This is a genomic window from Streptomyces ossamyceticus (genome assembly GCF_001418475.1).
Lineage (GTDB): Bacteria > Actinomycetota > Actinomycetes > Streptomycetales > Streptomycetaceae > Streptomyces > Streptomyces ossamyceticus.
Genome location: NZ_LIQX01000746.1, coordinates 1 through 11,039, shown reverse-complemented (window position 1 = coordinate 11,039; position 11,039 = coordinate 1). Strand labels below are relative to the sequence as shown.

At 73.0% G+C, this 11,039-nt stretch carries 11 protein-coding genes and 1 riboswitch; of the genes, 6 read left to right on the top strand and 5 right to left on the bottom strand.

Annotated elements, in window-relative coordinates; translation table 11 throughout:
• Nucleotides 1-152 precede the first annotated feature (152 nt).
• The 4 genes from pknB to thiO form a co-directional block, all read right to left on the bottom strand.
• Complete coding sequence (pknB, locus tag AOK15_RS37985; RefSeq protein WP_055523363.1) at nt 153-2,063, bottom strand: Stk1 family PASTA domain-containing Ser/Thr kinase; 1,911 nt, start codon at nt 2,061-2,063, stop codon at nt 153-155.
• 150 nt (nt 2,064-2,213) lie between these two features.
• A complete protein-coding gene (locus tag AOK15_RS37980; RefSeq protein ID WP_055523361.1) occupies nt 2,214-3,008 on the bottom strand; it encodes a thiazole synthase in 795 nt (264 codons plus the stop codon).
• 3 nt (nt 3,009-3,011) lie between these two features.
• A complete protein-coding gene (gene thiS, locus AOK15_RS37975; protein ID WP_055523365.1) occupies nt 3,012-3,212 on the bottom strand; it encodes a sulfur carrier protein ThiS in 201 nt (66 codons plus the stop codon).
• A gap of 23 nt (nt 3,213-3,235) precedes the next feature.
• Nucleotides 3,236-4,411 carry a glycine oxidase ThiO gene (thiO, locus tag AOK15_RS37970; RefSeq protein ID WP_055523359.1) on the bottom strand — a complete coding sequence of 392 codons (1,176 nt, stop codon included), beginning with the start codon at nt 4,409-4,411 and terminating at the stop codon, nt 3,236-3,238.
• A riboswitch (TPP riboswitch) is annotated at nt 4,409-4,520 on the bottom strand. (Overlaps the previous gene by 3 nt.)
• Before the next feature lie 52 nt (nt 4,521-4,572).
• Here thiO and AOK15_RS37965 point away from each other — a divergent pair.
• The 6 genes from AOK15_RS37965 (at nt 4,573) to AOK15_RS37940 (ending at nt 9,508) form a co-directional block, all read left to right on the top strand.
• Nucleotides 4,573-4,953 (top strand): avidin-fold protein, encoded by a 381-nt coding sequence (locus AOK15_RS37965; RefSeq protein ID WP_055523357.1) that lies wholly within the window; start codon nt 4,573-4,575, stop codon nt 4,951-4,953.
• A gap of 32 nt (nt 4,954-4,985) precedes the next feature.
• On the top strand, nt 4,986-6,215 hold the full coding sequence (locus AOK15_RS37960; RefSeq protein ID WP_055523355.1) for an NAD(P)/FAD-dependent oxidoreductase: 1,230 nt from the start codon (nt 4,986-4,988) through the stop codon (nt 6,213-6,215).
• 95 nt (nt 6,216-6,310) lie between these two features.
• Nucleotides 6,311-6,676 (top strand): Rv2175c family DNA-binding protein, encoded by a 366-nt coding sequence (locus tag AOK15_RS37955; RefSeq protein ID WP_055523353.1) that lies wholly within the window; start codon nt 6,311-6,313, stop codon nt 6,674-6,676.
• A gap of 153 nt (nt 6,677-6,829) precedes the next feature.
• Nucleotides 6,830-7,495: a thiamine phosphate synthase gene (gene thiE, locus AOK15_RS37950; protein WP_055523351.1), complete on the top strand. Its 666-nt coding sequence runs from the start codon at nt 6,830-6,832 to the stop codon at nt 7,493-7,495.
• A gap of 109 nt (nt 7,496-7,604) precedes the next feature.
• Nucleotides 7,605-8,528: a methylenetetrahydrofolate reductase [NAD(P)H] gene (metF, locus tag AOK15_RS37945; protein WP_055523348.1), complete on the top strand. Its 924-nt coding sequence runs from the start codon at nt 7,605-7,607 to the stop codon at nt 8,526-8,528.
• A 56-nt stretch (nt 8,529-8,584) separates the two neighbouring features.
• Entirely contained in the window at nt 8,585-9,508 is a 924-nt protein-coding gene (locus tag AOK15_RS37940) for an SCO2102 family sporulation regulator (RefSeq protein WP_055523346.1), read from the top strand.
• Between the two features lie 58 nt (nt 9,509-9,566).
• On the opposite strand, the gene AOK15_RS37935 is transcribed toward AOK15_RS37940, so the two are convergent.
• On the bottom strand, nt 9,567-11,039 hold a 1,473-nt coding region (locus AOK15_RS37935), incomplete at its 5' end, for a phytoene desaturase family protein (protein ID WP_055523344.1).

The following is an 11,039-nucleotide window of genomic DNA, read 5'->3' as shown; positions in this document are numbered from 1 at the left end:
CGATGGTGGGGCCCGAACGTGGGGGCCCCGATGGTGGGGCCCGAACGTGGGGGCGCAGACCGTGCGGCCCCGACCCGAGCATGGTGCACAGGTCGTGGGGAGCCCAGGCCGTGGGGGCCCCGATGGTGGGGCCCCGGCCGTGGTGGTCCGGGTCAGCCGATCTCGATGGTGATCGTCGAGCCCTTGGGGGCCGTCTCGCCGCCGTCCACCGACTGTCCCTTGACCTCGTCGCCGAAGAGGCCGAGCAGACCCCGGTCCTCGTCGACCTCGAAGCCCGCGTCCTCCAGCTTCCGCCTGGCGTCGTCGACGCTGTCGCCCACGACGTCCGGGACCTCGATCATCTCGGGGCCCTTGGACAGCGTCAGCGTGACCGTGTCGCCCGTCCCGGCCTGCTTGCCCGCGCCGGGGGACATCTCGGCGACCATGCCCTTGTCGAACTCGGAGTTGACCCGCTCCGAGGCGATCTCCACCTTCAGGCCCTCGTCCTCCAGCGTGGCGGTGGCGTCCTCGACCGAGGAGCCGGCCACGTCGGGGATCTCCACCGGGGCACCCCGGCTGACCACGAGCGCGACCGCCGAACCCGAGGACGCCTTGGTCCCGGCGCCCGGCTCGGTGCGGATCACCTGACCCCTGACGACCTCGTCGCTGAACTCCCGCGTCACCAGGCCCGGTTCCAGCCCGTCGCTCTTGAGGCGGGCCTTCGCCTTGTCCAGCCGGTAGCCCTTCAGGTCGGGCAGCGCCACGGTCTCCGGACCCTTGGAGATCGTCAGCGTGACCGTCTCGTTGTCCCGGATGCGGTCGCCCGGCTCCGGGTCGGTGCGGATCACCTCGCCCCGCTTGACGGTGTCGCTGAACGCGCGCTCGACCTTGACGTCGAGCCCGGCACCCTGGATCCGCTTCGTCGCGACGGCCTCCGACTGGGCCAGCACCGCCGGGACCTTGGTGAACTGGCCCGAGTTGATGTACCAGATGCCCCCGCCCACACCGAGGACGAGCAGCACGGCGGCGACGATCGCGAGCAGGCCCCGCCGGGGCGGGGTGCCGCCACCGGTGCGCCGGGGCGGCGGCGTGGACGCCTCGAACCGGCTCGTGCGGTTCATCCCGTCGAGCCCCGCCGAACGGGACACGGTCAGCGACCGCGGGATGACGCTCGTGCGGTCCTCCGCGTTGTCGTGCCCCGCCGTTCTCGCCTGCGGCGGCACCGCGTCCAGCTGCTCGACGCTCAGCGCGGACCGCGCCTCCAGAGTCTGCGCGAGGAGAGCGACCGCGTCGTACGGCCGCAGCTCCGGATGGCGGGCGGTCGCCGAGGCGACCAACTCGTCCAGCTCGTACGGCATACCGGGCACGGCGGCCGACGGCGGCGGCACGTCGTCGTTCAGCGCGTGGTAGAGCACCTGCGCGGGGGTGTCCCCGCCATGGGGTTTGCCGCCGGTGAGCATCTCGTAGAGCATCACCCCGCACGCGTACACGTCGACACGGGTGTCGGTCGTGCCGTGCTCCAGCTGCTCCGGAGCCAGATAGGCCACGGTGCCGAGCACGGTGCCCGTGGTGCTGGTGACGGTGTCCACGGAGCGGACCAGTCCGAAGTCGGCGACCTTGACCCGGCCGTCGTCCCCGATCAGCACGTTCTCCGGCTTCATGTCGCGGTGCACGAAACCGGCGCGGTGGGCCGCGCCCAGGGCGGCGAGGATCGGCTCCAGGATGTCCAGCGCGGCCCGCGGCTGCAGGGCGCCGCGCTCACGCAGCACGTCACGCAGGGTGCACCCGGCGACGTACTCCATGGCCAGATAGACGTACGACCCGTCGGTGCCCTGGTCGTAGACCCCCACCACATTCGGGTGGGAGAGCCGTGCCACCGACTTGGCCTCGCGGATGAACCGCTCCACGAACGAACCGTCCGCGGCCAGGGTCGGATGCATCACCTTGAGCGCGAGCACCCGGTCCAGGCGGGTGTCCACGGCCCGGTAGACCGTGGCCATCCCGCCGACCGCGATCCGCGCCTCGACTCGATACCGGCCGTCGAGCACCTGGCCGACAAGCGGGTCCTGAAGGGTCGTGTCCACGCAGGTGAGTCTACGAGCCGCCACGGACACCCCCACACGTTCCGGGGCGACGGGGACGGACTGCAGCAGACCTGTGACCGTCCCGCGCCCGGACGGGGGACCGGCGCTCGCGGAGGCGGGACCGACCCTCCCGGACGGGGGAACCGCCGCTCAGAACGCCGGCCGCTCCGGGTCCAGGTGGGCCAGCCCCTCGCCGGGGGACGACGCCTGCGCGAAGTGGCGCCGGGGGATGCGGCCCGCCCGGCGCGCGAGGCGGCCCGCCTCCACCGCGTTGCGCATGGCGGCCGCCATCAGCACCGGCTCCTGCGCCCGGGTCACCGCGGAGGCGAGCATGACACCCGCGCACCCCAGCTCCATCGCGAGCGCCGCGTCCGACGCCGTACCGGCCCCCGCGTCCAGGATCACCGGTACGCGCGCGTGCTCCACGATCAGCTGGAAGTTGTGCGGGTTGCGGATGCCGAGCCCGGACCCGATCGGCGACCCGAGTGGCATGATCGCGGCGCAGCCGACGTCCTCCAGCTTCCGGGCCAGCACCGGGTCGTCGTTGGTGTACGGCAGCACGGTGAAACCGTCGTCGACCAGCGTCTCCGCCGCGTCCAGCAGCTCGATCGGGTCCGGCAGCAGGGTCCGCTCGTCGGCGATGACCTCCAGCTTCACCAGATCCGTGCCGAGGGCCTCCCGCGCGAGGCGCGCGGTGAGCACGGCCTCGCCGGCCGTGAAACAGCCGGCCGTGTTGGGCAGCACCCGGATGCCCAGCCGGTCGAGCACCGAGAGCACCGAGCCGTGCACGGCGGCGTTCACCCGGCGCATCGCGACCGTCGTCAGCTCCGTGCCGGAGGCCACCAGCGCCCGCTCCAGCACGTCCAGGCTGGGGGCGCCGCCGGTGCCCATGATCAGGCGGGACGAGTAGGTCGTACCGCCGAGGACGAAGGGGTCGTCTGCCATGGGTCAGCCTCCTTGGACGGCGGTCAGGACCTCGACGCGGTCGCCCTCGGAGAGGAGCGTCGACGGCCATTGCGCGCGCGGGACGACGGTTTCGTTGAGCGCGGCGGCGACTCCGGACGGCGACGCGGCGAGTGTCCCTACGAGCGTGTCGAGGGCGGTGCCGGGGGCGACACGCCGACGCTCCCCGTTGACGAGGACGGTCAGGGCGTCGGCGCGGTCCACGGCGCTCATACGGGCTGCTCCGAGAGTTCCCTGGGCGCGCCGGCCCGGAAGCGCAGCGGTGTGAAGTCCCGCGCGACCTCGGGCAGTTCGCCGCTGATCAGGACATGGGCCAGGACGTCGCCGGTGATCGGGGTGAGGAGGACCCCGTTGCGGTAGTGGCCCGTCGCGAGGAGCAGGCCGTCGAGTTCGGTGGGGCCGAGGAGCGGGGCGTTGTCGGGGGAGCCGGGGCGCAGTCCCGCGCGGGTCTCGGTGAGGGGGAGCTCGGTGATGCCGGGGACGAGTTCATGGGCGTCCCGCAGCAGTTCGTACACCCCGCCCGCGGTGACCGTGGTGTCCCAGCCGAGTTCCTCGCTGGTCGCGCCGACGACGAGTTCGCCGTTCTCGCGCGGCACCAGGTAGACGTGGCTGCCGCGGACCACGGCGCGCACGGTCCGGGTCAGGAAGGGCGCGTACCGCTTCGGCACGGTCAGCCGCAGCACCTGCCCCTTCACGGGCCGCACCGGCGGCAGCACGTCGTCGGGGACGCCGGCGAGCCGCCCGCTGTGGCTGCCCCCGGCCAGGACGACACGCCCCGCGCTCAGCCCGGTGCCGTCGTCGGCCCTGACCCCGGCGGCCCGTCCCCGCACCACGGAGAGCTCCTCGGCGCGGGCCCGGTGGAACACGACCCCGGCGCGCTCGCAGGCCGTGACGAGGGCCCTGGAGAGCCGCCTCGGGTCGATCTGGTGGTCCCCGTCGACCCGCAGCCCGCCGCGCACGCCCGGCGCCAGCATCGGCTCCAGACGGCGGCACTCGCGCCCGTTCAGCCACTCCGACTCCAGGCCCGAACGGCGTTGCAGGGCGTGCAGTTCGCGCAGATGGGCCCGGTCGTCGGCGTCGAGGGCGACGGCGAGGGTCCCGGAGCGGCGGTAGCCGAGGTCGAGGCCGGTCGCCTCGGTCAGCTCGGCGGCGAAGTCGGGGTAGCGGCGCGCGGACTCCAGGTTGAGCCCCAGCAGCGTCTGCTCGCCGTAGTGCAGTTCCGTGACCGCGGCGAGCATCCCGGCCGCGACCTGGGCCGCCCCGCCGCCGGGCCCGGGATCCACGACGGTGGTGGTGAACCCGCGCTGGGCGGCCCGCCAGGCCGTGACCAGCCCGATGATCCCGCCCCCCACGACGAGGACGTCTGAGGTGTGCGTACGCGACATGGGCGTCCAGCCCCTCCCTTCGCCGGCATGACCCGGATCAGGTTCGTACGGTCGGAGGCCGCCAGCCTCCCTCTCAGCCCGGTGCGTCCGGGCTCCCGCGAGTGCTCTACGGTGGCCCACCCTAGCCCGTGCCGTATCGCTCAGTAAGGGAGCCTCCCGCCATGGCCCGCTCGCTCGACGGACTGGTCCTCGCCCCCGTTGCCGACCAGGCCCCAGGTCAGGTCGGCACCCGCACCCGGTTCGCGTACCACGAGAAGGACGGCGAGATCTGGGCCGACTACGCGGGCGGCGAGGTCGTACGCGGCCACCTCCTGGGTACCCGTGAGGGTGACCGGCTGGACTTCCGTTACGTCCAGCTGCGGACCGACGGGACGACCGCGTCGGGGCACTGCGTGTCCCTGGTGGTCGAGCTGCCCGACGGGCGAGTGCGGCTGGAGGAGACCTGGGAGTGGGAGTCGAGGCCGGGCAGCGGAACGAGCACGGTGGAGCAGATCGGGACGGTGGACGGCGCTGTGGAGCAGGTCACGGCACACGACCGCTGACTGACGGATCGTCAGTTGTCTATGGTGATCAGATGAACGAGCAGACACGGGCAGCGGGAGGGACGACGGCGCGCCGGGTCGTCGTCGTGGGCGCGGGCATGGCCGGGGTGCAGACCGCGGTCGCCCTGCGCGAACAGGGCTTCCCCGGCGAGGTGACCCTGATCGGCGCCGAGCCCCACCAGCCCTACGACCGGCCGCCTTTGTCCAAGGCCGTCCTGCTCGGCAAGGCCGAGGACTCCGCGTTCGACGTCGACTTCGAGGCGCTCGGCATCGAACTCCGACTGGGCCGCGAGGTCCTGGGCGTCCGCCCCGGCGAGCACGCACTGGACACCGCCGCCGGACCCGTCCCGTACGACCTCCTGGTCCTCGCCACCGGCGCCGAACCGATCCGGCTGCCCGGCGTGGAGGGCATGCCCGGCGTGCACCTGCTGCGCACCCTGGACGACGCCGAGCGGCTGCGCCCCGTCCTGGCCGAGCAGCACGACATCGTCGTCGTGGGCGCCGGCTGGATCGGCGCCGAGTTCGCCACCGCCGCGCGGGAGGCGGGCTGCGCGGTCACCGTCGTGGAGGCCGCCGACCGGCCGCTGGCCGGGGCGCTGCCCGCCGAGGTGGCCGCGCCGATGACCGCCTGGTACGCCGACAGCGGCACCACGCTGCGGACCCACGCGCGCGTGGAGCGCGTAGAGCCGGGCACGGTCGTCCTGGACGACGGCTCCCGGATCTCCGCCGGTGCCGTGGTCGTCGGCATCGGGGCACGCCCCGCGACGGCCTGGCTGAGGGACTCCGGCATCGAACTGGGCCCGCGCGGGGAGGTGATCGCCGACGACCACCTGCGCACCTCCGCGCCGGACGTCTACGCGGTCGGCGACTGCGCCTCCTTCCCCTCGGGCCGCTACGGCGAGCGCCTCCTGGTCCACCACTGGGACAACGCACTCCAGGGCCCCCGCACGGTGGCCGCGAACATCCTCGGCGAGACGCCCGAGCCCTACGACCCCGTCCCGTACTTCTGGTCGGAGCAGTTCGGCCGGTTCGTCCAGTACGCGGGGCACCACCCCGCCGCCGACACCATGGTCCGGCGCGGGGACCCCGCGGGCGCCGCCTGGACGGTGTGCTGGCTGCGCGAGGACCGCCTGGTCGCCCTGCTCGCCGTGGGCCGGCCGAGAGACCTGGCCCAGGGCCGCCGCCTCATCGAGTCGGGCACCCCGATGAACCCCGCCCTGCTCGCGGACCCGTCGAGGCCCCTGAAGGCGGCGACGGCCTAGGCGGCCCCCTCCGATGGATCTCCGTGGCGGGGGCCACCCCCCGGAGGGCCCCGCTCGGCTACCCACTGTCAGTCCCAGATGGCAGTCTTGGTGACGTGACCGAGATTGACGCAAAGATCGATGCTCTCGTCCCCGCGTGGCTGACCCTCCCCGACATCGCCGAGATGCTCGGCGTCGAGGTGACCCGTGTGCGGCAGCTGGTCAAGGAGGGCCAGCTCATCGCCGTACGCCGTGGTGAGAACCGCGCGCTGCACGTCCCCGCCGCCTTCATCGACGGAGACCGGGTCGTCAAGGGCCTGGTCGGCACCCTGACGCTGCTCAAGGACGACGGCTTCACCGACGAAGAGATGCTGGAGTGGCTCTTCACTCCCGACCCCAGCCTGCCCGGCACGCCGGCCCAGGCCCTCAGCGAGAATCGCGGCACGGAGGTGAAGCGCCGCGCGCAGGCGCTCGCCGTGTGATCACCGGAGGCTGAGAAGCCGCACCACCGGCAGGATCCGTACCACCGCACCACCTGAACAGCACCGTGCGGCGTACGGCAGCCGCGGGGCCGCCTGGGCCCCCGGCTGCCGTACGCCGCACCGACATGGCACCGCCCACGGGGGACTCATCCAATGACCGACGCCGCTGCCCGGCTCGCCGGCGCCCGTCTCTACCTCTGCATGGACGCCCGCGAGCGCCAGGGCGACCTCCCGGAGTTCCTGGACGCGGTCCTCGGCGCCGGCGTGGACATCGTCCAGCTGCGCGACAAGGGCATGGAGGCGGCACGGGAGCTGGAGCTCCTGGAGCTGTTCGCCGAGAAGTGCCGCCTGCACGGCAAGCTGCTCGCCGTGAACGACCGGGCCGACGTGGCGCACGCCTCGCGGTCCGCCCACCCGGGCGGCGGCGCCGACGTCCTGCACCTCGGCCAGGGCGACCTCCCGGTGCCCGCCGCCCGCGCGATCCTCGGCGACGACGTCCTCGTCGGCCGCTCCACACACTCCGAGGAGGAGGCCGCGGCGGCCGCCGCCCAGGAGGGCGTGGACTACTTCTGCACGGGCCCCTGCTGGCCCACCCCCACCAAGCCCGGCCGGCACGCGCCCGGCCTCGACCTCGTGCGGTACACGGCCGCCCTCGGCACCGACCGGCCCTGGTTCGCGATCGGCGGCATCGACCTCGGCAACCTCGACGAGGTCGTCGCCGCGGGCGCCCGACGGGTCGTCGTCGTCCGCGCGATCACCGAGGCCGACGACCCCGCGGCCGCGGCGGCGGCGTTCGCCGAGCGCCTGCGTGCCCGGTGACACCGCACGCCGCCCTGTGTGTCCCAAGGCGTGGACACCCGGCCCGATAAAGCGGACAAAAGGGGGTGCTCTGGTTGGGGGACGGGCCCGACCTGACTAACCTGCGGTTATGGCCCTAGGAACCGCCTCCACCAGGACTGATCGCGCACGGACCGTGCGGGACATGCTCGCCACGGGCAGGACCACGTACTCGTTCGAGTTCTGGGCCCCCAAGACCGAGAAGGGCGAGCGGAACCTGTGGAACGCCCTCCGCAGGGTCGAGGCGGTGGCCCCCAGCTTCGTCTCCGTGACCTACGGAGCGGGCGGTTCCACACGCGCCGGCACCGTCCGGGCGACCGAGCAGATCGCCGCCGACACCACGCTCACCCCGGTCGCCCATCTGACCGCCGTCAACCACTCCATCGCCGAACTGCGCAACATCATCGGCCAGTACGCGGACGCCGGTATCCGCAATATGCTCGCGGTCCGCGGCGACCCGCCCGGCGACCCCATGGCCGACTGGGTGCCGCACCCGCAGGGCCTGACGTACGCCGCCGAACTCGTCCACCTCATCAAGGAGTCGGGTGACTTCTGCGTGGGCGTCGCGGCCTTCCCGGAGATGCACCCCCGGTCCGCCGGCTGGGACGCCGATGTGGCCCACTTCGTGGACAAGTGCCGGGCCGGCGCCGACTACGCGATCACCCAGATGTTCTTCCACCCGGACTCGTACCTGCGTCTGAGGGACGCCGTGGAGAAGGCCGGCTGCGAGACTCCGGTCATCCCGGAGGTCATGCCCGTCACCAGCGTGAAGATGTTGGAAAGGCTGCCCCAACTCAGCAACGCGGCCATCCCGGACGCCCTGAAAGAGCGGATCGTCACAGCCAAAGACGATCCGGCCGCTGTACGCTCCATTGGCATCGAGTTCGCCACGGAGTTCTGCGCGAGGCTGCTGGACGAGGGAGTCCCCGGACTTCACTTCATCACCCTGAACAACTCCACCGCGACTCTGGAAATCTACGAGAACCTGGGCCTGCACCACCCACCGAGGGCCTAGACCGGTCGCACTCGCGTACGACACACTGCGTAGCGGCCACAGGGAGAGGGGCGTACATGGGCTGGACGGTCCTCTACATCGCGTTCGGCGTCGTCGCGTTGTGGCTGCTGGGTGAGGTGTTGCTGCAGTACAAGGCGCGGTTGCGGTGGAGGCTGCTCGCCTTCGCCGGGTTCCTCTGTGTCGTCCTCGGCGTCCTGATGCCCAATGTGATCGTGATCGGCCTCGGCGCGATCGCCTTCGCGGTCGGCCAGACGTATGTGACCCTGTCGTTCCGCCGTGGCTTCGAGGCGGGTTGGGCCGTCCGCCCGCGCGCCGGTGAGGATGCGGAGGCCCCCGCGGCCAAGCCCGGCAAGACCGGCAAGAAGCGCCGCCGGGGCGGCGAACCGGAGCGTCAGGACCCCGCCCTGGAGGTCTCCGACCTGCAGCCCTCGACTGCCGGAACGTACCAGCAGGACGACGACCCGCTGGACCGGGACGACGACGTCTTCGTACGCCCGAAGTCCACCCCCTCCGGGGCGGCCACCGTGTACTCGCCGGAGCCCATGCCCGACGACACCAGCACCTACGGCGTCTACCGCGAGGACAACGCGTACGCGGCGGCACCGGGCCAGTCCTACGCCAACGCCGACCAGGCCCAGGACGAGGCCTTCGCCTACTACGGCTACGACCAGCAGGGCTACGGCTACGACCAGTCCGAGCAGCAGTACGCCGCCTACTCCGACCCGTACATCGGCACCCAGACCTACGACGCCACCGGCTCCTACGACCCGTCCTACGGTCAGCAGGGGCACGGGCAGCAGGGCTACGGGCAGGACCAGTACGGCAACGGCGGGTACGGCGGCGAGACCCCGCCGGGTGGTGTCTGGGTCCCGCAACAGCGCAACACCGACGACCCGTTCGGGTCGGATCTCCCGACGGACGAGTCGTACCCGTACCAGGGGAACGGCAACGGGTACGACGACCAGCAGTACCGTTTCTGACGGTCGGTTCTCGGCTGTGTCCTACCGGCGTTCATCGGCCGTTCCCGACGGTCGGTTCTCACTGGGAGCCGCGGAAGCTCGGTCCCTCCACGATCAGGCCCGCCACCAGGGAGCCCGACATGCCGGCGTGCGGGAGGCCGCCGCCGGGGTGTGACCAGCCGCCGACCGTGAACAGGCCCGGTAGTGCCGTGGTGTTGGACGGTTGCAGGAGGCGGCCGTCGCCCGCCGCCAGCGCCGGGGCCGGGATCGCGCCGCCTGTCGCACCCGTCGTCCGCTCGATGTCCGCGGGGGTCTGCACCTCGTGCCAGAGGAGCCGGTCGCGCAGGCCGGGCACGGCCCGCTCCGCGGCGGTGATCACCGCCTGGGCATGCCGCTCGAAGACCTCCGCCTCCGACCATCCCCGGTCGGGTTGGGCAGGCACCACCGAGCTGAGCGTGATCGCCTCGTGCCCGGCGTCCGGCACCCACGCCGGATCGTCCGGGCGCACCACCGTCACCGTGGGGTGGGCGACCATCCCCGACGAAGCGCCGAACAGCAGCTCCAACTCGCCGCCGCGGTCCTCCGCGTGCACCACCGTGCGGTGCGCCGTGCCCCCCGGTCGGCCACCGCGCAGCGCGAGCAGCACGGTCAGCCGACTCGTCCGCACCCGCTGGGCCTGCACCTCGCCGGCACTCCGGACGACGGACTGCCGCACCGCCCCGTCCAGGACCTCGGGCGCGACCCCGGCGACCACGAAGTCCGCCTCGGCCACCGTCCCGTCCGCGGTCTCGACCCCGGCCGCCCGGCCGTCCTTCTCCACGATCCCGGTGATCTCGGCGCCGAAGACGAACTCGACCTTCCGGGCCAGGCACCGCTCGTACACGGCCCGCGCCAGCTCCCGGAGGCCGCCCCGGACGTACCAGACGCCGAAGGCGTGCTCCATGTAGGGCAGGACCGCCGCGCTCGCCGGGGTGGTGCGCGGGTCCAGCCCGTACGCGAGGGCGTGGCTCTCCAGCAGGGCCGTCAGCCGGGGGTCGCGCAGCTCCAGGGCGCCGACCTCGGCGAGCGTGCCGGCGCGGCGGGTGCGCAGCAGCCGCTTGTGGGGCACCGCCGGATAGGGCTCGCGCTCGGCGAGGACCTGCCAGTCGGGCCACAGCGGCTCCTCCAGGAGGGGCCGCCGGGTGCGGTCCCAGGCCTCGCGGGCCCGGACCAGGAAGTCGCCCCAGCGGTCGCCCGCCCCCGAGCCGAGCGCCGTGTTCAGGGCGGCGACCACGCCCGCGCGTGAGGCGTTCGGCAGCAGCAGGTTCGTGCCGTCGGCGAAGACGTGCCGTGCGGCCGGGTCCACCTGGACCAGGTCGACGCACTTCTCCAGCGGCTCCTTGCCGGTCTTCAGGAACAGGTCGCGGTAGACGGCGGGCAGGGGCAGCAGCGCCGGGCCCGTGTCGAACGCGAAGCCGTCGCGCTCGTACCGGCCCACCGCACCGCCGTAGGCCGTCGTGCGCTCGTACACCACCACCCGGTGGCCCGCGACGGCCAGCCGGGCGGCCGCCGC

Coding starts and splice junctions, on each gene's coding strand:
- AOK15_RS37940 (WP_055523346.1), top strand. CDS start 8,585: ATGGGCTGGACGGTCCTCTACATCGCGTTCGGCGTCGTCGCGTTGTGG.
- thiE (WP_055523351.1), top strand. CDS start 6,830: ATGACCGACGCCGCTGCCCGGCTCGCCGGCGCCCGTCTCTACCTCTGC.
- thiO (WP_055523359.1), bottom strand. CDS start 4,411: ATGTCGCGTACGCACACCTCAGACGTCCTCGTCGTGGGGGGCGGGATC.
- metF (WP_055523348.1), top strand. CDS start 7,605: ATGGCCCTAGGAACCGCCTCCACCAGGACTGATCGCGCACGGACCGTG.
- AOK15_RS37960 (WP_055523355.1), top strand. CDS start 4,986: ATGAACGAGCAGACACGGGCAGCGGGAGGGACGACGGCGCGCCGGGTC.
- AOK15_RS37980 (WP_055523361.1), bottom strand. CDS start 3,008: ATGGCAGACGACCCCTTCGTCCTCGGCGGTACGACCTACTCGTCCCGC.
- AOK15_RS37965 (WP_055523357.1), top strand. CDS start 4,573: ATGGCCCGCTCGCTCGACGGACTGGTCCTCGCCCCCGTTGCCGACCAG.